The organism is Parafrankia discariae (genome assembly GCF_000373365.1).
GTDB classification, from domain to species: Bacteria; Actinomycetota; Actinomycetes; order Frankiales; family Frankiaceae; genus Parafrankia; species Parafrankia discariae.
In genome coordinates this window covers 14,843-35,394 of record NZ_KB891208.1, presented here as the reverse complement: position 1 = coordinate 35,394, position 20,552 = coordinate 14,843, and the positions used below count along the sequence as shown (strand labels likewise).

Here is a 20,552-nt window from a genome sequence, read left to right as displayed (position 1 = left end):
CGTCAACCGGTGGCCAGTTCACGCAGGAGATCCGTCGTTCGCCGCGTCGACGCCGCGCGTTCCCGCCTGTCCCGGCCGACCGGGAACACGGCCGCCCAGATATCGGTCGCGCCGGCGTCGAGCAGGGATCGCAGCGCAGCGCGGACCGCTTTCTCGTCGCCGACGACGGCGGCCTCGACCGGGTCGGACACACCACCGATCTCGAGGATCCGGGTGTAGTTGGGCATCCCGGCGTAGGCCGTGGCGTACCTCGCGGCGGCTGACCTGGCCTCGGCCTCGTCGTCGTGCACGGCGAGCGGCAGGCCGGCCACGATGCGCGGCGCGGGACGTCCGGCCGCGGCAGCGGCGGCGTGGATCCGCGGGGCGACGTGGGATCCGACAGCGCGGGCCGGGGCCATCCACAGCACCGTTCCGTCGGCGACCTCGCCGGCCACTCGCAGCAGCCTCGGCCCGAGCGCGGAGACCAGGACCGGGACGGGATGCGCCGGTGGGGTCATCCGGCCGGCGCTGTGGACGGTCCAGTCGGCGCCGTCGACGTCGACGTCCCGGCCACGCAGCAGACCGGCGAGGATCCGCACGTACTCCTCGGTGCTGCGACCGGGGTGGTCGTAGGACATCCCGTAGACGCCTCGCACCAGCGGCTCGTGGGACGGTCCGATCCCGAGAGTGAGGCCGGGGCGGCCCATCGCGGCGACCGCGGACGACGCCCGGTTCGCCTGCAGCAGCGGATGGCACGGGTAGGTCTGCAGAACCGCCGTTCCCAGCTCGATGGACGTGGTCTCCCGACCGGCGATCGCCATCGCGACGAGCGGGTCGCCCGCCACCTCGCTGGCGTACCACAGGGAGGTGAAACCGTCACGCTCCGCCTGTTCGGCCTGCTGGACGATCGCGTCCACCGATGTCCCGCCGCCGGTCAACCCGATCCGCATGGCATTCTCCTCCTGCGCTTTACGCTCGTATAACCGACTGGTGTGACCGCCCGGTGGCGGGATGCCGCCCGGTGGCGGGATGCCGTGCTCGCGGCATCGCTGCTCACGGCATCGCTTCCGGGGCCGCCGGGGTACCCGGCGCTCAGGTGACCGCTCCACCGTTGACACCGATTACCTGGCCGGTGGTGTAACCGGCCTCCTCCGAGCACAGGAACGCGCACATCGCGGCGATGTCGGCGCCGGTGCCGAGCCGACCGGCCGGGATCGCCTGTGCCAGCGATTCGCCGTCCGGCACATGCCCGGCGTGCTGCGCGGCACGCAACATGGGAGTGTCGATCGTGAACGGCGCGACCGTGTTGACCGTGATCCCCCGGGCCGCGTATTCGAGGGCCACGGTCCTGGTCAGCGCGATCACCCCGCCTTTCGACGCCGAGTAGTGCGCCTGGTGCCGGGAGCCGATCTGGCCCGCCGCCGACGAGATGGTGACGACGCGGCCCCAGCCCGCCGCGGTCATGTCGCCGATGGCCGACTGCAGGCAGTTGAACGTCCCCGTGAGGTTGACCGCGATGGCACGGGACCAGTCGTCGAGGGCGAGCGCCTCGAACGGCACGAAATCGGCGACGGCGGCGCTGGTGACGAGGATCCCGATCGGCCCGAGCTCGTCCCGTACCAGGCCGAACGCCCGGTCGACCGCGGCGCGGTCCGACACGTCGGCCTGGGCCGCGATCGCGACCACCCCCCTGGCGCGAAGATCCGCGGCCACCCGCTCGGCGGCGGCGGCGTCCAGGTCGAGCACCCCCACGTGCCGACCCTGGCGGCCGAGGTGCTCGCAGACGGACAGGCCGAGACCCGACGCACCGCCGGTCACGACAGCGACCCGACTCATGTGTTCCTCCTTGTTCGCACCTGTTCGCGCGCCCTCGGTCTCGGGCAGCACCCGGCTGGACTCGCCGAGTTTCTATACAAACGTATATTAGGATGCTATACACATGTATGGGCCGTGTTTCAGAAGATGCGGCGGCCAGGAGAGACCCCACGACGACCCGCGCGACGGCGGAATCGACCGCGATCCGTACCACCGCACACCGGCAGTCACTCCCGAGGGATTGACCGCCTTTTGGCGAGCGGCTGAAGGAGCAGGGATGAGCGACTGGAAGTCGATCGACTACTTCACGGACGAGTCACTCGTCGCGGACCCCTACCCGTACTTCGACGAGCTCCGCGAGGCGGGCCCGGTGTTACCGCTGCCCCATCTCGGGATGGTCGCCGTCACCGGCTACGAGGAGGCCAGCCAGGTCTACCGTGAGGCGGAGACGTTCTCCTCGTGCAACTCGGTGGTCGGACCGTTCGCCACCTTCCCGGTCCCGCTCGAGGGCGACGACGTGAGTGAGATCATCGACAGGTACCGCACCCAGCTGCCGATGTTCGAGCACATGGTCACGATGGACCCGCCGGACCACACCCGGGAACGGGCGCTGCTGATGCGCCTGCTGACACCGAGACGGCTCAAGGAGAACGAGCGGTTCATCTCACGCCAGGCGGACCGACAGCTGGACGAATTCATCGACCGGGGTACCTGCGAGTTCGTCCGGGAGTACGCCCAGCCCTTCACCATGCTCGCGGTCGCCGACGTGCTGGGCGTCCCGGAGGAGGACCATCAGCGATTCCTGGAGGGTTTCGGGCTCAGGCCCTCCGCCGGGGAGATCGGCGCGGAATCAGCGGACGGCGACCTCAACCTGCTGTCCTGGCTGGACGACTGGTTCGCCGCGTACATCACCGACCGCCGCCGGGAACCGCGCAAGGACGTGCTCACCGATCTGGCCCTCGCCACCTACCCGGACGGGACCACGCCGGACGTCGCGGCCGTGGTGCGGACGGCCTCCTTCCTGTTCGCCGCCGGCCAGGAGACCACCGCCCGGCTGCTAGCCGCCGCGCTGAAGTACGTGGCCGAGCACCCGGACACCCAGGCCCACCTGCGCGCGCACCGCGAACGAATCCCGGATTTCATCGAGGAGACGCTGCGGTTCGAGAGCCCGGTCAAGGTCGACTTCCGGCTGGCCCGGCGCGACGCGAGAGTCGGTGACATCGACATCCCGGCCGGCACCCCGGTCGCCATAATGAACAGCGCCGCCAACCACGACCCGCGCCGATTCTCCTGCCCGGCCGAATTCGACATGGACCGGGAGAACGTGCGACAGCACATGGCCTTCGGCCGCGGCAGTCACTCCTGCCCCGGCGGACCGCTGGCGCGCGTCGAGGGGCGGATCAGCCTCGAACGCGTCCTGGACCGGACCACCGACATCCGGCTGTCCGAAGAGCACCACGGGCCGGCGGGTGCCCGGCGTTTCACCTACGACCCCACCTGGCTCATGCGCGGCCTGACCGAGCTGCACCTGGAGCTCACCCCGGTGCCGGGCACCGGGTGACCGACCGCCGCGGGAGGGTCCCCTCCGGTCGATGCGGCGGTGAACGCACTCCGGTCAGATCACGGGGAGGTACGGGGTCTGCAGCAGGGTGCGGTCGCCGTCGAGGCCGCGGGCCAGAGCTGCCGCGACATCCTCGTGCGGAGTGCCCAGCCGGATCGCGCTGATGTCGTCGAGACGCCGACAGTGCTGTTCGTCGAGTTCCAGCTCGAGAGAGCGCAGGTACTGCTCGAGATGGGGCAGCGTGCGCGGCCCGACGATCGGGATCAGCGCGGTCCGGGCCGACACGGCCCGGTGACGCAGCCAGGCCAGCGAGACCTGGACCGCGGTGCTGCCGATCTCGTCGGCGACGGCCAACACCCCGTCGACGACGGCGCTCTGCTGAACGGTGCGCTCGACGGCGTCGCCGCGAACGCTCAACCGGCCTTTCCCACCCTGCCGGTACTTGCCGCTGAGCAGACCTCCGGCCAGCGGCGAGTACAGCAACACTCCCAGGCCATGGGCCTGCGCCATCGGTAGCAGTTCCCGCTCGGCGGAGCGTTCGGCCAGGCTGTACTCGGTCTGGATGCCGACCAGCGGGGCGAGCCCGCGCAGGTCCGCCCGGACCGCGGCGCCGGCGACCCGCCAGGCCGGAAAGTTGGACAGCCCGCCGTACCGGATCTTCCCGGCGCGGCTCAGGTCGTCGAACCCGGCCAGGATCTCGTCGATCGGGGTGGTCCCGTCGGGGAAGTGCGGCATGAAGACGTCGACGTAGTCCGTGTTCAGCCGCCGCAGGCCGGCCTCCAGGGAGCGGATCATGATCTTGCGGCTGTTGCCGGTCGTGCCGGGGCGGGGCTGGTCCTGCCTCGTCCCGCCGTACTTGGTGATCACGACGAAGTCGTCCCGGCGGCCGCCGAGCAGCTCACCGAGCACGATCTCGGCCTGTCCGTCCTGGTAGACGTTGGAGGTGTCGAAGGTCGTGCCGCCGGCGGCGACGAAGGCGTCGAAGATCTGCCGCGAGGTGTCCCGACCGGCGCCGGTGCCGTCCGTGCCGAAGTTCGCGGTTCCGAGCGCGTACTCCGAGACCCGCAGGCCGGTGTGCCGTCCGAAGGTCTGATAGCGCATGAGGACTCCCGGAGGGTGTGTGGTGCGAGGTAGGCTGCCGTGCCGCACCAAGTAAAACGAGGGGTCGTTCTTTTTATGCCGAGGGTAGGGCAGGCGCACCTCGACGCCCGACGGCAACAGATCCTGGACGCCGCCCGCGCACGCTTCGCCAGCCACGGTTTCGCCCGGACCTCGATGGCCGACGTCGTCGCGGAGTCAGGGCTCTCCACAGGGGCGATCTACCGGTACTTCACCAGCAAGGACGAGATCGTCATCGCCGTCTGCGAGCAGGCGAGCGACGCCCTTCCGAAGGCGCTGACCATCGAGGCCGTGAGCGGTTTCCTCGAGCACGTGAGAACGTTGGCGCGGGAGACAGGCCATGCCCGGCTGGTGGCCCAGATCTACGCCGAGGCGGCGGTGTCCCCGGCGCTCGCGTCTGTCGTCCAGCGACAGCTCTCCACGATGCGCGCGGCGGTCGCCGAGCTGCTGCCTGACCGCCAGCCCGACGATGCCGGGCAGATCGCCGAAGCCTTCGTGGCCGTCTGCGGCAGTTACAGTCAGCAACTGGCCGTCCGCGGCGATCTGGACCCCGCGCCCTTCGCCTCGGCCCTGATGGCGATCGTCAGGGGATAGCCGAGGCCGCAGGCCGGCCAAGGCGTGGAGACGGCTCCCCTGACCAGTCGACCTCGAAGTACGCGTGGATGGCGATGTCGCGGAACCCTGTGACGGACCGCCACGGCAGGTCGGGCCAACGCCCGCGGATCTCGGGGGAGAACCGAAGGCGAGCGCTGAAGCCGCCGGCGGCCAGCGGGTTCCAGCACCTCCACATCCGGCGACGGCATCCGACGGGACCTGTCAGCTCCTCATGGACTCCTCGTACAGGAGATAGCGCCCCCGCCCCTGCCGTTTGGCGGCATACATCGCGATATCGGAGGCGTTGAGCAGCTCCTCGGGGTCGAGGAGTTCCGGGCCGGACAGAGCGACGCCGACACTGGCGGCGACCGTGGGCCTGTCGTGGGACCCGGCCAGCGTGAGCACCTCGACCACCTGGCTGGCAATCGTCTCGACCGCGCCCATCGTCGCGATCTCCTCACAGAGCACCGCGAACTCGTCACCGGCGAACCGTGCCACGACATCGGCGGGGCGGACGCTTCGCCGCAGGCGGCTCGCGACCTCGCAGAGAAGATCGTCACCCGCGCGGTGGCCCAGTGTGTCGTTCACTGCCTTGAAGCCGTCGAGATCGATGAACAGGACGGCCACCCGACCGCTTCCTCGCTGGGACCGGAGAAGCGCCCTCCCAAGATTCCGCAGGAACGAGATCCGGTTCGGCAGCCCGGTGAGAGCATCACGCAGAGAACTGCGCCGCGCGGAGACCGCACGGGTCCGCTCGGCCTCACGTGCACGTGTCAACATCAGACCAGACGAGATCTGACCGGCGATCGTTTCGACAAAATCTCGGTAGTCCTGATCCAGGGCAAGGAGGTCGCTGGCCCCGACGATGAGGAGGCCGACAGGCGCGGCACTCGTACGGTTCCGCAACGCCACCGCCACCGCGGTCGCCGGCGCGGAAGAACCGCCGGCCAACAGGACGGATCCCCACCCCGGAAGCCCCGAGACAACTCGACCGCCTGCCAGCGGCGTCTCATTGACCACCTCGGGCAGGACGTCACTCCGGTCGAACACGGCGAGAGCGCGCCGGGTCGCCTGTCGCCCTCCCAGTCCTGATGTCGCGACCAACTGCGGTGTCGACAGGGACGGATATCTGCCCCAGAGCAGCACGATGCTGTAAGGGATGTCCTCCGGATGGTCTCCCAACACGGAGGGAGCACGGATGCATACGGACCGCTGCGTCCGCAGCCGCGTCAGGGCGGCGGTGAGTTCCCGCTGACAGGCGAGACGTCTGGAACGAACAACCTCCTGAGTCGTCTCCTGATAAGTCGACAGGACTCCCGCTATACGCCCACCGTCAGACATCTCTCGTAAGGGGCTGAACGAAAAGGTGAAGTACGCCTCCTCCAGGTAGCCGTGCCGGCGGACCAGGAGGCGCTTGTTCGCCGACCACGTCGCGCCGCCCCCGGACATCACCCGGGCGGACAAGGGGCGCAACTCGTCCCAGATCTCCGGCCAGACCAGCCGCAGCGGCATGCCCATGGCGGCTGGATGCTTGTCACCGAGATGAGGTATACACGGGTCGTTGTAAATATAGGCGAGTTCCGGTCCCCACATGACTATCATCGGGAACCGGGACTCCAGGCAGATGCAGACCGCCGTCCGCAGACTCGGGCTCCAGTCCCGAGGCGGATTCAGCGTGGTGGAGGACCAGTCCCTGGCGGCCAGTACCCTGCCTGCCGCGCCGCGCGCCGCGAAAAACGTCTTCATGTTCAGGCGCCCACGCCCCACGGCCCGGGACGCGACGGGCCGCACCATGTTCCCAGCGCCGCGAGCGCTCATGAGCCGCGGTACAGCCGGCCGAGTCCGAGTCCGAGATCGAGACCGAGCCGTCGCTCACCGACCCCCATCCGCCATCGCCTGACGCCCTCCGGCCGCATGACACGTCACCTGGACCAAGGTCCAGCCTTCCCCTGACGGCACGGCGAACGCCCGTCGTCCGCAATACCTCCGCATGTGTTCCCCCGCACCAGATCAAAAAACCGATCAGGAAGCTTGTCACCTTTCGCTATCTCGCCCGGGTCGTCGCCAACCCGGACCACCGGACCGCCAGCCTGCTCCAGCTCACCGACCACGGCAGGGATGCACTGAGCCGGATAACCGCCCGCTCCACCGAAACCCACCGCGAAGTGCTCGCCGACTTCCCACTCGACGACGTCACCCACGCCCACGCCGTGCTGCGCGAACTCGTCAACCGCGTACTAGCCGTCGACCAGGCGACCGGCACGCCGGACCCGCCCGAGTGCCAGGACCACCCACGATCGGAGGCGGATCAGCGCCGCACTCGCCTACGGCGGCACCAGGCCCCACAGGGGACAAACAAAGACGCCGCCCGGGTTGAACCCGGACGGCGTATTGCTTGCCAAGGAGCAGAGAAACCATGGTCAAGTTTCGAACACGGCAACTCTGGTGGAGGTGAGGGGACTCGAACCCCTGGCCTCCTCCGTGCGAGGGAGGCGCTCTACCAGGCTGAGCTACACCCCCTGGAAGCAACTGAAGCTTACAGTACGCCGGATGGAAGTGGGTGGGCGCCCTCGCCGGCCGCCCGGCGATCGGTCTGGCGGGCGATCCGGCCGCCGTCCCAGCCGGCCGGGTCGGCCTGGACCAGCGGCCACGGCGTGCCGGGCAGGACGGCGAAGACCGGTGGGTCCGCCGGGTCGGGGAGCTCGTCGAGTTCGGCGGCGAGGCCGGCGACCACCAGCATGTTCTCGAACAATGTCGCCGCCTCGGCTGTCCTGAGCAGCCCGGCTTCGTGGCCGCGCCAGCCGCGGCTGCGCGCGCCGTCGAGGACTATCTCCGCGTCCGGTTCCGCGGCGCCGCCGTCCGCGCCGTCCGCCACGAAGACGAGGCGGCCCTGGGCGGGAACGGTGCCGTCGCGCAGCGGGCGGCGCTCCCACAGTTCCAGGGATTCCTCGGGCGCCCAGTTCTCGTCCCGCAGCGGTGTCTGCCAGGCCGCACGGCCGGGCCGGTAGACGGCGAGCCGGACACGGACGCCGCGGCAGCGGAAATGCAGGCCGGTGCCGTCGGCCGCGACGGCTTTCACGTCGACGGGGATGGCGCTGCTCGCCGGGCACATGACGAATCCCCGGTCCCGCAGCCGGGCGAGCCAAGATTCGAACATCAAGACCGGATCTCTCCTCCTGCCGCGGGTTGTACCCGCCGGCGCCTGGTCCCGACTGGCGCCGCGCCTCGCCGGCGCTCCGGATCCCGCCTGGGACGCCGGACGGGCGCGTGGCGGGGAACGGACGGAGACACCGACGGCACGGCCCTTGGGACGCACCGCTGAACGAACACGGAAGGACACATCGCCGGAGCACGAGCGCGGGCGTCGACCCGCGGTGAGCTCCGGAAGGCTGGCACGTGATCACGGGCCCCGCGTGGACTCAGGCCGCTGGCCGGCCAGGCGGGAGGAATGTGATCCGGAGGCCCCTCACGCCCCGGCCCGCCGGGTGGAACCGGATCGGGCGACGCCGGGCGGTGGTTCGTGGTTCGTGCGCGGCGTCAGTGGGCGCGAGGGCAGGGACAACACCGCGGACAGGCAGCCAGGACCCCGGCACGCCGACGAGCGGTGGCGCGGGTGGTCTGCGAGCGGAGTGTCACGAGGCCATTATGCACGCGGACCGAGCCCCCGGCCGGACGTGCCCGGCCCGTCAGCGACCCTCTGCGGGCCGGCGAGCGGTCGGCGTCGCCGGCCCACCGCAGGCCAGCGCCGCCGGCCTGGACATCTCCGGAGGCGGCGGCCGCTCGCCCGCCGGAACCTGTGACCCGTGTCACCCACCTGACGGTGCCGGGCACCGACCGGTGCCCGTGGCCCGGCCACCGACCGCCCCCGCCGATGATCGGCTGCTGGTCGGCTGCCGCTGGTCGGCCGCCGGCGGTCAGCTGCCGACGGCGTGCCGACGGAGCAGGGTCTCGAGCTCGTCCGGTGCCTGGGCTCCGGCGGCCGGCCCGGTCGCCTCGGTGGCCGCGACCGCCTCGCCCTGGCTCGCGGTCGCCGCGGCGGGCGGGATCAGGCCACCGTGCGTTCCGGGCGGGTTGACCTGGACGCGTCCGGGACGCGAGGTGTTCGGCCGGGCCCCGGGGCGCGGGACGGGGCGGGGCGCGCCGCCGGAGCGGGGCGCGGCGGGCCCGGCGGCCATCGCGCCACCGGCCGGCGCGGTGTGGCCAGTCCCGTCAGCGGCGCCACCGTAGCCGTAGGCGATCTGTTCGTGGGCCTCGTACCCGACCTGCTCGGCGTAGCCCGCCTGCTCGGCGTACCCGACCTGCTCTGCGTACCCCGTCTGCTCGGCGTAGCCCGCCTCTTCGCCGTAGCCGGCCGCCGCGGCATAGCCGGCCTCCTCGGCGTGCCCTGCCTGCTGGACGTACTCGACGTACTCGGCCTGGTACTCGGCGTGCGCGTGGTACCCGACGTACTCCGTTTCCGGGTACTCGGCCTGGCCGGCGTACTCGGCGTACTCGGCCCCCGTGCCGACGTCGGCGGGCGCCTGGTAGGCCACCGGAGCGTCGTAGCCCAGCTGTTCTGCGTTGACGTACTCGACGTACTCGACGTCACCGGAGGCGTCGCGGCGGGCCGTGTACTCGGTGTACCCCGGCTGGTGGCCGGCGTAGGCACCCTCCGCCGACGAGACCGACGAGGCCGCTGCCGCGTCCGTCGCGATCTCGTGGGCGGCACCGGAGTGGGCGTCGTCGGAGTAGTACTCGGCGGAGTAGTGATCGCCGGGCGGGGCCGCCGGGTCGTCTCCCTCCGCGTCGTCGTCGCCGGCACCGCCACGGTGGTCGCCGGCCTCGCCCGTGACGTGCGCCCGGTCGGCGCCGGCGCCGAGATCAACGGTCTCGGCGCGGGCGTGCGCGAGGTCGCCGGCGGTGAACGCCTCGTCCGCGCCCCCGGCGGATGGCCGCACCGGCGGGTACCCGGTGCCGTGCGCCGGAACGCCGGCCCAGGACGCGGAGCCCGGGGTGTGCTCCCGCGCGCCGCCGGTCCAGCCGCGGATGCCACCGTTGGCACGGGCGGCCCGCTCGGCGGCGATCCGCCGGTCGAGCGCGGCCCGGGAGCGGATCAGCCGGCGGTGTGTCTGGGCGGACCGGCGCAGGTGCAGCACGTAGCCGGCGGCGACGACGTCGACGGCGAGGTGGACGATCATCCACATGCCACCGAGGGTGGCGGCGAGGATGACGCTGATCGGCAGCGCGGTGAGCAGGACGAACAGCCGCTGACGCCGCAGCCGGACGAGCGCGGTGCGATCGGCCTGCGCCGCGCGGACGGCCCGGTCGACCGGGACACGGCGCAGCACACCCGAGGTCGGCCCGAACAGCCGTGGGGTCGCGTCGACGTCCCCCGGCGCGACCGCCGAGCGGTCGTCGTCGGCGAAGTCGTCCATCCCGTCGGCGTGCTCCACGCCGTGGCCGCCGTCCACGGCGTCCAGATGCTCGAGGCCGGCCAGATGCTCGAGGTCGTCGTGCTCGAGGTCGTCCATGGGGTCGAGACTGTCCATGGGGTCGAGGTCGTCGACCAGGTCCGTACGGGGGTGCGCGTCCGGGCCGGTGCCCGCGGGGAGATCCGCGCCGGCGGAGGTCACCGGAACGGTCCGGCCGGCGGCCGTGGAGTTCACGCCGGCCCGGGAGTCCGCCGGGTCGGCAGCGCCGCGCGGCCCGGTGCCGGGGCCCTCGCCGATGCGCGATCGCGCCATCCCTGCCGCCTCCTGTGCCACCGCCGGCGAGCCCTCGGACGGGGCCCGCGTCAGCGGGCCCGTGCCGGCGCGCGGTGAGCCGCGCCGCGAGAGCACCCGCATGGCGGTCGAGAAGCGGTCCGCCGACCGCTGCTCCACCGCCGAATCATGGTGACGCAGCCACATGGGGATGAGCACGAACCCCCATACGGCAACGATCGCCAGCCAGATGAGCGCACTCACGACGTCACGCTCCGCGCTGTTCCCGGGACGTCGTTCGGCGCGCTGACACCGTTCGGCCGACGCGAACCGTTCGCGATGCCGGCCGGGTCGGCCTGGCCGGCCGGGCATCCCTCAGGGCGGCCGGGGAGAGGGGACCTGGCCCCCGCCCGCCCGCCGCGAGCCGGGCGCGGATCGGACGCGCCAGGCGCGGTATGCGCGAGCGAGCAGAGCATCGGGACGCCTCTTCTCGATGTCGTCGTTTACGATTTCGTGCTCGACGCTAGTGAGCGGAATGCGTGCGGTCACCGACCGGAAGCCCGCGTGTCGCACTCGTCGGCGAGGTTCACCGGGTGGCCGTCCACTGTCAATCCGAGGTGGTGCCGATGTGGGCCAGGTGATACTCCCCCCGTCCGGGTGGGCAGGTCACACTACGAGCACCCAACGTAACGCCGGGCCGGTCGGGCGACGACCCCCTCGACCCGAGTGGGCCACAGCGAGCACCGGCGACAGCGCACGGGGTCGCCGGAGCCGACCCGAACGGCGCGCGTTGGACATCCAAAGAGACTGCGTGGGACGTGCGGAGGGTCCACGAACCGCGCTCCGGAGCGGGGCCCGGACGACCCGGAGAACCGCGCTAACGGGCCCTGGACAAACAGTCATCGGCACTGACGGCGCCCGGGGCGAAAGTCTGTGCCGTAAGTCTCCTCAGGAGGAGGGCGAACGGGTGCGGCTCCAGTGGGCCAGCAATCCCCCGGGGACGTCCTCGGTGGTCAGCGCATAGCCGATATGGTCGCGGTACCGGCCGTCGATCGCGAGAAATCTGCGGTGCAGGCCCTCCTCGCGGAAGCCCAGCTTCACCAGCATCCGGCGGCTGGCCGCGTTCTCCGGGCGGACGTTGGCCTCCAGCCGGTGCAGCCCGACCGGGCCGAAACAGTGGTCGGTGACCAGTGCCAGCGCCGTCGGGGCGATGCCACGCCCGGCGTGCAGGCCGTCCACCCAGTAGCCGACCTGGCCGTTGTTGAACGCCCCGCGCACGATCGTCGACACGGTGAGCTGCCCGACCAGCCGGCCGTCGACGGCGATGGCGAACGGGAGCGCCGCGCCCACCCGGGCCTGCGCCCGCAGCCGCTGAAGCATCTGGGTGTAGACGCCGATGGTCTGACGCTCGTTCCAGGTGGCCCGCACCGACGCCGAGCCCGGCGAGGTGGCCTCCCACGGGGCGAGCCAGTCGGCGTTGCGCGTGCGGACCTCGACCCAGGTCGGGGCGTCACGCAGGCGCATGGGCCGGACGACGACGTCGTCGTGGCGGAGGGTGACCGGCCAGCCGGGCGCTCTCACGCCGGTGTGCCGCCGGTGGGCGAGGCGCCGGTGTGGTCGGTGTCGCCGCGCAGCTGGGCGATCGCGTGCGCGACGACCGGGGAGAGGACCGCGGCGCCGTCACGCACTCCCCCGGTCGACCCGGGCAGGTTCACGACCAGGGTCGCTCCGACAGTGCCGACGAGACCACGGGAGAGGACCGCGGTGGGCACCTTGACCCGCCCGGCCGCCCGCAGCGCCTCGGCCAGACCGGGCACCTCTCTGTCCAGCAGGTCCCTTGTGGCCTCGGGCGTGACATCCCGCGGCCCGAGACCGGTGCCCCCGGTGGTCACCACCAGATCGACCCCGGCTTCGACGGCCGCGCGCAGGGCCGCGGTGATCTCCGCCCGCTCGTCCGGGACGACCACCGGCGCGGGCACGTCGAAGCCCATCCCGACCAGGGCGTCGACCAGCAACGGGCCCGAGCGGTCGGGGTAGGCGCCGCGGTGGGCGCGGTCGGAGACCGTCACGACCCGCGCCCGCGCTCCCGCCGGCAGCTCGGAGGGGCCGCTCACGACGAGCCGGCCCCGTCGCCGGGCGAACCGGCCCCGTCGCGGTGCCAGTCCCCGGACTTGCCGCCGGTCTTGGCGACGACCCGGACCCCGGTCAGCTCGGCCAGCGGGTCGACCGCCTTCACCATGTCGTGCAGCGTCAGCCCGGCGACCGCGACAGCGGTGAGCGCCTCCATCTCCACCCCGGTCCGGTCGGCGGTGCGCACCGTGGCGGTGATCTCCACCCCGTGGTCGACCACGGTCAGCTCGACCTGGACACCGGAGACGGCGATCGGGTGGCAGAGCGGGATCAGGTCAGGGGTGCGCTTGGCGCCCATGATCCCGGCGATGCGGGCCACGGCGAGCGCGTCACCCTTGGGTACCCCCGCGCCGCGCAGCAGCGCGACGACGTCCGGTGCGGTGCGCAGGCAGCCGGTGGCGGTCGCCGTGCGCGCCGTCACCTCCTTGGCCGAGACGTCGACCATCCGCGCCGCGCCCCGGTCGTCGACGTGGGTGAACCGCCCGGGACCGGTCACCCGCGGGCCTCGGTGGACGGGCCGGCCCACTCGGGCTCGGGCAGCAGCACCGCGGGGAGCTTCGTGCCTGCGGGCACCTCGGTGACCTCCTCGGGGACGACGAGCAGCGCGTGGGCCGAGGCCAGCCCCGACATCTGGTGGGCGCCCTGCCCCCCGGCGGACGTCGCGACCAGCTCACCGGTGTCGTCACGTTCGAGACGGACCCGGGGAAAGGTACGCCTTCCCGCTGCGGACTGCATAGTCTCGCTCACCCGGACGATGACGGTGCCGGTGGCCGGGCGCTGCCAGCCCGCTCCCTCCGGGGCGACCGGCAGGCCCCGCAGCCGCCGCAGCGCCGGCCGGACGAACAGCTCGAACGACACCAGGGCGCTCACCGGGTTACCCGGAAGCGTGAAGACGGGAACGCCACCGACGACGCCGAAGCCCTGCGGCTTGCCGGGCTGCATGGCGATGCGCTCGAACCGGATCTCGTCGGACTTGCTCAGGACCTGCTTGACGACGTCCCGCGCGCCGACGCTGATGCCGCCGGTGGTGATCACGACGTCGGTGCTGCGCAGCAGTTCGTCGAAGGTCGCGCCGAACTCGTCGGGGTCGTCCGACACACCGTCGACCCGGCGGACGAGCGCCCCCGCCTCGTGCGCCGCGGCGGCGATGGCGTGGCTGTTCGAGTCGACGATCTGGCCGGGCCCGAGCGGGGTGCCGACCTCGACGAGCTCGCTGCCGGTGGACAGGACGGCCACCCGCGGGCGCGGGTGGACCGCCGGCCGGGCGATGTTGACGGCGGCCAGCAGGCCGATCTGCGCGGCGCCGAGCACGGTGCCCGCGGCGAGCACGAGGTTGCCGGGCGCGATGTCCTCCCCGGCCCGACGGATGTGCAGGCCGCGGCGCGGCGCCCGGTCGATCCGCACGGTCTCGACGCCGTCGTCGGTCCACTCGAGCTGGACGATCGTGTCGGCGCCCTTCGGGAGCGGGGCACCGGTCATGATCCGTACGACGGTGCCCGGCGCGAGTGCCGCGGGGGACACCGGGCCGGCCATGATCTCGCCGGCGACGGGAAGCGTCACCGGGCTGTCCGCACTCGCCTCGGCTACGTCCGCGGCGCGGGCGGCGTAGCCGTCCATCGCGGAGTTGTCGAACCCCGGTACGGCCACCGTCGCCCGCACGTCCGCCGCGAGGACGCAGCCGTGGGCCTCGCGCAGCGCCGTCCGCCGCGGCGGCATGGGGCCGATTGCGGCCATAATGTCCGATGCGTGCTGGTCTACCGTTTTCACAGGCACCCGTCCCGTTCTTTACACTTCTGTTCAGGCCATATAGCCTTCGTGTCAGCGGTGGCCGGGCAGCAGGTCACGACGGCCGCCGAGTGGGCACCCGACAGTCGTTGACCCGCGGGCGATTCCTCGCCTGACGTGGCGACTGCAGGGCCAGCCTGTCAGGAGCCTGGACATTCCGCGCGAAGACGCGCGCTCAGTCTGCCCGAAGGTGCCGATGCGCCCAAGCAAGGGCCCCGGGAAATTTTCAGTCTGTCCTTCGCAGCGCAGGCCTGGTCACTTTTCGTCAACGCGACCGACCGCCGGCGGGCAGGGCGAGCCAACGGCCGGGGCGGGCCGGCCCGCGACCCACGGTCGCGGGCCGGCCCGCCCCGCCGGTCAGCATTCGGCCTTGGGACCGCCGGACGCCACGTACTCCTCCAGCCACGGGTAGAACTCCGGGCCGAGGTCCGGCCGCTCGCAGGCGAGCCGGACGACCGCCTTGAGGTAGTCGACCCGGTCACCGGTGTCGTAACGGCGCCCGGTGAACACGACGCCGTGCACCGGAAGCTCCGCGCCCGGGTCGGCGCCGGCCCGCCCCGCCAGCGTCCGCAGGGCGTCGGTCAGCTGGATCTCGTCTCCCCGGCCGGGCGGCGTCACACGCAGGACGTCGAAGATCTCCGCGGGCAGCACGTAGCGCCCGATGACGGCCAGGTTGCTGGGCGCCTCGTCCACCGGCGGCTTCTCGACCAGGTCGGTGATGCGCACCGTCCGGTAGCGCCCCCCGGACCCGACCGCCGGGACCGACCCCGCCGAGGCGGCCGGAGCGGGAGCGACGGCCGACGGCGCGATCGTCGCCACTCCGTACAGGGAGACGGCCTCCTCGGGCACCTCCATCAGCGCGACGACCGCCCCGCCGTGCCGCTCCTGGACGGCCAGCATCTCGACCAGCAGCGGGTCGCGCTCGTCGATGAGGTCGTCCCCGAGCAGCACCGCGAACGACTCGTCACCCACGTGCGCGGACGCGCAGAGAACAGCGTGGCCGAGCCCGCGCGGCGAGGGCTGGCGGACGGAGTGGACCTCGGCCAGCTCGGCGGAGGCCCGGACGCGTTCGAGGCGAACCTTGTCGCCCTTGCGCTCAAGCGCGGCCTCGACATCCCCCTCCCTGTCGAAGTGGTCCTCGATGGCCTTCTTGGTGCGGCTCGTCACGAGCAGCACGTCACGCAGGCCCGCGCGCGAGGCCTCTTCGACGACGTATTCGATGGCCGGCCTGTCGACGACAGGTAGCATCTCCTTCGGAACCGACTTCGTCGCGGGGAGGAACCGGGTCCCCAGACCCGCGGCGGGAATGACCGCCTTCGTCACTGGCATGGGCGAAACCTTAGTCGGGCGGGCAGTCCCAGGGCACGACAGTGTACGCACACAGGGCATTCACAGCCGGTGATCATCCATGATGACCGTGCATCCGCGTGCGGCCTCGGGCCGCCGTGGTCCCCGATGCCGCGTCCCGGCGCCCCCGCTCCGCGGGGCGTCAGCGAGCGTCGGGCAGCACCCGGACCGACGGTCCGCATCCGGTAAGTCACGCTCACCGACCTGTCGGCCAGGCCCGGCGGGTCCGAAACGGGCAGGCCTCCACGTGCGGGTCGATCACGGTACCGTGAGGCCTTCGCCAGCGGGATGTCGTGCCGGTGTCGTCTTTCGGATCACCATCGGCCGCATGGACAACGTGCCGGCGCGGAAAGCTCGAGGAGTCTGGTGACGGGCCCAACGCCCAGGTCACCGGGCCCGAGTGCGCTGAGGGTGGGGATGGCTGTGACCGGAGGTACCGTCACCGGCAGTGGCGTGGTGGGCCGGTCCGGCTCCGGATCCGGCGCTGGCGCCGAGTCCGACTCCGGCGCCGCGGCACCACCGGCCAAGAGCGAACTGCGCAGGCGGCTGCTCGCGTTGCGCCGGGCAGGCGTGCTGCCCGACCCGGCCGTGCTGACCGAGCGACTGCTCACGCTGCCCGAGGTCACCGCCGCCACCTGCGTCGCCGCCTACGTGGGGATGGCCGACGAGCCGGACACCGCCGAGATCCTCACCAGGCTGCGTGCCCGAGGGGTCCGGGTGCTGCTACCGGTTGTCCGCGCCGACCTCGATCTGGACTTCCGCGAGTTCGTCGGCACACTGATCCCCGGCGCGATGGGCACCCGGGAGCCACCGCCGAGCACGCCGCTCGTCGAGATCGCCAAGGCCGACATCGTGATCGTGCCCGCGCTCGCGGCGGATGAGCGCGGCAACCGGCTGGGACGCGGCGGCGGCTCCTACGACCGCGCGCTGACCCGGACCACCCCCGGGGCCCCGGTGATCGCGCTGCTGAACGACCGCGAGGTGCTCGGGGACGTCCCGGCGAAGCCGCACGACCGGCCGGTGACCATCATCGTGACGCCGACCAGAATCGTCCGGGTGGCACCGCTGTGACACCCGCTCCGGCATTCGGGAAGCCAGCGGGGCCGTCCAGGCGTTAGAGTTGGCAGTCCTTACCACCGAGTGCCAACTCCGGGAGGAGTCCGTGCCGACCTACCAGTACCGCTGCACCGCCTGCGGGCACGATCTCGAGGCCGTGCAGAGCTTCAGTGACGCGGCACTGACCGAGTGTCCTGCTTGCACGGGCCGGCTTCGGAAGGTGTTCAGCTCCGTTGGCCTCGTCTTCAAGGGCAGCGGCTTCTACAAGACCGACAGCCGGTCCGGGTCCTCGTCCGGGGTCCCCGCCCGGTCCAAGGAGTCCGCGGGCTCGTCGGACGGCGACTCGTCCGCCAAGAGCGGCGCCGACGGCGGCTCCTCCGCCAGCACGTCGGACTCCACCGGCTCGTCCTCGGGCTCGGCCGGGTCCTCGTCGGGTGACGGCGGTTCGTCCAGCACGTCCAGCAGCACGGCCTCCAGCACCGCGGCGGCCTGACCGGCGGGCCGGGCCCATCGCCCAGCCCTGACCGGGAGGCCGGGAACCCCCCCGACCCACCTGGCCAGCCTGACCGGGAACCACTCCGGCCCGCCTACGCACCTTTCACATGGGACAGCCCCCGGCAGTCGCCCGGGGGCTGTCCCATGCCCAGCCCAGCCCAGCCCGGCCACCCGCCGGGCTGTCGGCAGCCCGGACCCGTCGGCACCCAGGGCTATCAGAGCCCGGGGCCGTCAGCGGCGCCGGGGCCGGGGCCGCCAGCGAAGCGAGTTGTCTCAGCCGCTCTCCTCGCCGCTGCGGCAACTCGCTTCGGGGCGTGCCCCGGCCGGCGGCGTCGGGGGTCTGCGTTTTCGGCCCGGACCTGCGGATCACCAGGCTCCCGCCGACCGTCCCGGCTCCCGTTTCGTGCTCTCACCAGCGACTTCGTGTTTCGACGTCACGCTTCCCGGGCGGCGAACCAGCTTGCGCGGCGACAACAAGTCGGCTCGGCGACAGCGGACCGACACGCAATCAGCCGGGCGGGCGACCCATCGGAACGGATTGGTGTACCCGATTAAACGGATTCAAGGTCGGCCGGGTAATTTCGACCGGCAGCAGTGGAGGAACCCACGCCCGCGCACCCTCCGGCCGCACGCGTTCAAGGCGGAGACGGCGTCACCCGACCGGTTACCGGAAGGCACCCGGTCGCGCTAACAGACCAGCACGGCGACCCGGGCACCGAATACCGTCGATCCACGAGATCGGAGACAGCACTCCGCTTAAGCGGGTCGAATCACATACCCAGCGACCCTTGTCGTGGGCGTTTCGGGCGTATTGCCCGTTTCCTCGATCAAGGCCACCTGAGGCTGGGATCCCTGATACCGCACGGCATCCCGACCACCGGGACCGGCCGCGCCTCGATCGGCCATACCGGCCGCGCAGGCCACTACTGTTTGCGCCGCCGGTAGTGCTCCACGATCCAGGCATCGACCTCACGCTTGCGCCAAACCCTGGTTCCTTTGGCCCCGCTGCCGGCCGGCGCGTTGATGACCTGCAGAGGCTCCGGAAACTTGGCGTCCTTGCGAGTCCAGTAGTCCACGGCCTGTCGCGTGATCTTGAGTTGGAACGCGATGTCCCCGATGCCTACCAACTGCTCACCGTCGTCCACAGCGAACATCGTAACCACTTTGCTCTTGTCCAAGAACCTCGCTAGGGTCGTTTTTGCTTGTCGACAAATAATGTCCGAGGAGGAAACATGCCCCCAGCAGACCCATCCGCAGCGCATCCGTCGGCAGCGCACCGGCCGGCGCGGCCGATCGGCGGCGACGAGATCCGTGAGCTGATAGACCGCGACGAGGCGTACGACGAGAATCCGTACGGCGAACCGCCGCTGCTCGTGGCCAGGTACCGGGCCTCGCTACGGGCCGTCCTGGCCACCGAGCCCGCGGAGCCCGGCCTGTTCGAGCGGGCCTGGTCCCAGCGGGAGCGCGACGCCTACCGCGCGGGCGGCCAGACCACCCACCGTGCGATCGTCACCGCACTGGCGACAGCCCTGACCACCCCACCCCCCGACCACGAACCCGGTGGCCCCGCCAACACGACCATGGCGGGTGGGTGACCCACCCGCCACACTTGGTTCGGGGCGGGCTGGGGTGGGGCGTGTCGCCCGCTCTGGTCGGGGTGGGTGCGCCGGTACATTGGGGCCGCCGTCGGTGCGGTCACTCGTGAGGGCACCGGTTGGACGGACCGCCCCGCACGGACCGAGTGGCCGCCGGGCCGCGTGGTGATCGGAGGAGATCCTCATGGGAGACACGCCGCTAATCGACGACGAGGTCCCCGGCGACGAGCGGGAGATCGGCTGGGGCGACGAGACCCTGCTCGACGAGAGCGAGGCCGACCTCGCTCGTCTACTGGCGGATCTGCCGCCCCACCACGTCGAACGCTGACCCGGCCGCCAGCCGCCCGGCGCCGGCCGCCTGACATCGGCTCGCCCGGCACTGGCCGCCCGGCGCCGGCCGCTCAGCGGGGAAGGCCGTCCGCGGTCTCCGCGAGCAGTGCGGCGAACAGCTCCGGTGCCTCCAGGTGGACGGCGTGACCGCACCCCGGCAGCACCCGGACGGGAAGACCGAACCGGGCCCGCAACGCCGCGGCCGCGCGATGGCGTACCGGCGGTGACTGCGCGCCGACGGTGACCAGCACCGGCGGTGCCCCCGCGGGCGGCGGGCCCGGCTCGAAGGCGAGGAACATCGCGAGGTCGCGTTCCACCATCGTGAGGTCGGACGGCGCGTGCCCCACGTTCCAGCGCGGGCCGTAGAGCCGCTGCCCGAACGCCACCACCCCACCCGTGGTGAACGCCTCCGCCACCGGGCCGAGCAGTCCCGGGACGAGCGAGCCGACCGCCGGCTCATGCAGCACCGCGGCGGCCATGGGGACGCCGGCCGCGAGCATCGCGAGACCGAGGGTGGCGCCGCCGCTCACTCCCCCGAGCACCCGACCGGCGACGGACGGCGCCAGTGCCGCGATCTCCGCGGCCAGGTCTCCGGTGGACGGGCGGTCCGGAGCGTGCACCTCCCGCCCGGCGAGCGCCACGCGCACGCCTGACCACACCGCCCCGGTCGTCGCGGTGCCGTGCAGCAGAAGGAGGGCCGGGCCCACCGCGGCGCCGTTCCGGGCGCCGGCACCGCCCCGGGCGCCGCCGCTCTGCCCAGCGCCACCCTGACCAGCGCCCCCCTGGGCGGCGCCACGGGTCCCGTGCGCTCCGCGCGGCTCCATCCGGCCACCTTCCGCGCCCCCGATTAACGGGCACTTAACCGTCGACGTGTGAATGTAACTGCGCGAGTGTCGATCAGAAAATTCTTCGTCTCCACCTTCACTTTCATGTACACGACACTGTATACAGCTCGGTATGCAGAAAGCCGTGGGCGGGTGCCCCGTCCGCCACCGCGGGCCGGGCCCGGCCGCGCACCCACCGCGACGTGCGCTGCCACCCGTCCCGCGATCCCGGCGCGGCCTC

At 72.1% G+C, this 20,552-nt stretch carries 20 protein-coding genes and 1 tRNA gene; 6 read left to right on the top strand and 15 right to left on the bottom strand.

Annotated features, from left to right (window positions below):
* Positions 1–2: 2 nt before the first annotated feature.
* Positions 3–929 (bottom strand): TIGR03564 family F420-dependent LLM class oxidoreductase, encoded by a 927-nt coding sequence (locus B056_RS0111600; RefSeq protein WP_018502026.1) that lies wholly within the window; start codon positions 927–929, stop codon positions 3–5.
* Positions 930–1,071: 142 nt separating this feature from the next.
* Positions 1,072–1,815, bottom strand: a complete 744-nt coding sequence (locus tag B056_RS0111595) for an SDR family NAD(P)-dependent oxidoreductase (RefSeq protein WP_026239589.1) — start codon at positions 1,813–1,815, stop codon at positions 1,072–1,074.
* A 256-nt stretch (positions 1,816–2,071) separates the two neighbouring features.
* Between B056_RS0111595 and B056_RS0111590 the strand changes: the two genes are divergently transcribed.
* Positions 2,072–3,355 carry a cytochrome P450 gene (locus B056_RS0111590; RefSeq protein WP_018502024.1) on the top strand — a complete coding sequence of 428 codons (1,284 nt, stop codon included), beginning with the start codon at positions 2,072–2,074 and terminating at the stop codon, positions 3,353–3,355.
* Between the two features lie 54 nt (positions 3,356–3,409).
* Here the strand turns inward: B056_RS0111590 and B056_RS0111585 are convergent, their stop codons facing one another.
* A complete protein-coding gene (locus B056_RS0111585; RefSeq protein ID WP_018502023.1) occupies positions 3,410–4,456 on the bottom strand; it encodes an aldo/keto reductase in 1,047 nt (348 codons plus the stop codon).
* Positions 4,457–4,531: 75 nt separating this feature from the next.
* Here B056_RS0111585 and B056_RS0111580 point away from each other — a divergent pair, with 75 nt between their 5' ends.
* Entirely contained in the window at positions 4,532–5,068 is a 537-nt protein-coding gene (locus B056_RS0111580) for a TetR/AcrR family transcriptional regulator (protein WP_018502022.1), read from the top strand.
* Here the strand turns inward: B056_RS0111580 and B056_RS45740 are convergent.
* The 10 genes from B056_RS45740 to B056_RS0111535 form a co-directional block, all read right to left on the bottom strand.
* Complete coding sequence (locus tag B056_RS45740; protein ID WP_084647139.1) at positions 5,058–5,264, bottom strand: HepT-like ribonuclease domain-containing protein; 207 nt, start codon at positions 5,262–5,264, stop codon at positions 5,058–5,060. The genes B056_RS0111580 and B056_RS45740 overlap by 11 nt on opposite strands.
* A 26-nt stretch (positions 5,265–5,290) precedes the next feature.
* On the bottom strand, positions 5,291–6,580 hold the full coding sequence (locus B056_RS0111575; RefSeq protein WP_230202951.1) for a GGDEF domain-containing protein: 1,290 nt from the start codon (positions 6,578–6,580) through the stop codon (positions 5,291–5,293).
* Positions 6,581–7,511: 931 nt separating this feature from the next.
* Positions 7,512–7,588, bottom strand: a tRNA-Ala gene (locus B056_RS0111570).
* 16 nt (positions 7,589–7,604) lie between these two features.
* Positions 7,605–8,225: a hypothetical protein gene (locus B056_RS0111565; RefSeq protein WP_020572447.1), complete on the bottom strand. Its 621-nt coding sequence runs from the start codon at positions 8,223–8,225 to the stop codon at positions 7,605–7,607.
* Positions 8,226–8,982: 757 nt separating this feature from the next.
* On the bottom strand, positions 8,983–11,013 hold the full coding sequence (locus B056_RS0111560) for a gephyrin-like molybdotransferase receptor GlpR (protein ID WP_026239586.1): 2,031 nt from the start codon (positions 11,011–11,013) through the stop codon (positions 8,983–8,985).
* Positions 11,014–11,697: 684 nt separating this feature from the next.
* Entirely contained in the window at positions 11,698–12,330 is a 633-nt protein-coding gene (locus B056_RS0111555; protein ID WP_018502019.1) for a GNAT family N-acetyltransferase, read from the bottom strand.
* Positions 12,327–12,863, bottom strand: a complete 537-nt coding sequence (locus B056_RS0111550; protein ID WP_018502018.1) for a MogA/MoaB family molybdenum cofactor biosynthesis protein — start codon at positions 12,861–12,863, stop codon at positions 12,327–12,329. The genes B056_RS0111555 and B056_RS0111550 overlap by 4 nt, the downstream gene beginning before the upstream one ends.
* A complete protein-coding gene (gene moaC / locus B056_RS0111545) occupies positions 12,860–13,324 on the bottom strand; it encodes a cyclic pyranopterin monophosphate synthase MoaC (protein ID WP_407672357.1) in 465 nt (154 codons plus the stop codon). Before moaC ends, B056_RS0111550 begins: the two co-directional genes overlap by 4 nt.
* Positions 13,325–13,371: 47 nt before the next feature.
* A complete protein-coding gene (glp, locus tag B056_RS0111540) occupies positions 13,372–14,646 on the bottom strand; it encodes a molybdotransferase-like divisome protein Glp (protein WP_026239585.1) in 1,275 nt (424 codons plus the stop codon).
* Between the two features lie 375 nt (positions 14,647–15,021).
* A complete protein-coding gene (locus B056_RS0111535; protein ID WP_026239584.1) occupies positions 15,022–15,993 on the bottom strand; it encodes a UTP--glucose-1-phosphate uridylyltransferase in 972 nt (323 codons plus the stop codon).
* A 435-nt stretch (positions 15,994–16,428) separates the two neighbouring features.
* Between B056_RS0111535 and B056_RS0111530 the strand changes: the two genes are divergently transcribed.
* Positions 16,429–17,082: a 5-formyltetrahydrofolate cyclo-ligase gene (locus B056_RS0111530; RefSeq protein ID WP_230202950.1), complete on the top strand. Its 654-nt coding sequence runs from the start codon at positions 16,429–16,431 to the stop codon at positions 17,080–17,082.
* 91 nt (positions 17,083–17,173) lie between these two features.
* Positions 17,174–17,560, top strand: coding sequence for an FmdB family zinc ribbon protein (locus tag B056_RS40580; RefSeq protein WP_076784682.1), 387 nt, complete (start codon positions 17,174–17,176; stop codon positions 17,558–17,560).
* Positions 17,561–18,485: 925 nt separating this feature from the next.
* On the opposite strand, the gene B056_RS0111520 is transcribed toward B056_RS40580, so the two are convergent.
* The gene (locus tag B056_RS0111520; RefSeq protein WP_195905892.1) at positions 18,486–18,716 is read right to left on the bottom strand and encodes a hypothetical protein; all 231 of its coding nucleotides are present in this window, start codon (positions 18,714–18,716) and stop codon (positions 18,486–18,488) included.
* Positions 18,717–18,794: 78 nt separating this feature from the next.
* Between B056_RS0111520 and B056_RS0111515 the strand changes: the two genes are divergently transcribed.
* Both B056_RS0111515 and B056_RS43570 read left to right on the top strand, forming a co-directional pair.
* Positions 18,795–19,157: a hypothetical protein gene (locus B056_RS0111515; protein WP_018502012.1), complete on the top strand. Its 363-nt coding sequence runs from the start codon at positions 18,795–18,797 to the stop codon at positions 19,155–19,157.
* Between the two features lie 184 nt (positions 19,158–19,341).
* Positions 19,342–19,485 (top strand): hypothetical protein, encoded by a 144-nt coding sequence (locus B056_RS43570; RefSeq protein WP_018502011.1) that lies wholly within the window; start codon positions 19,342–19,344, stop codon positions 19,483–19,485.
* Positions 19,486–19,558: 73 nt separating this feature from the next.
* Here B056_RS43570 and B056_RS36155 read toward each other — a convergent pair whose 3' ends face one another.
* Positions 19,559–20,311, bottom strand: a complete 753-nt coding sequence (locus tag B056_RS36155) for an alpha/beta fold hydrolase (protein ID WP_026239583.1) — start codon at positions 20,309–20,311, stop codon at positions 19,559–19,561.
* Between the last annotated feature and the right edge of the window lie 241 nt (positions 20,312–20,552).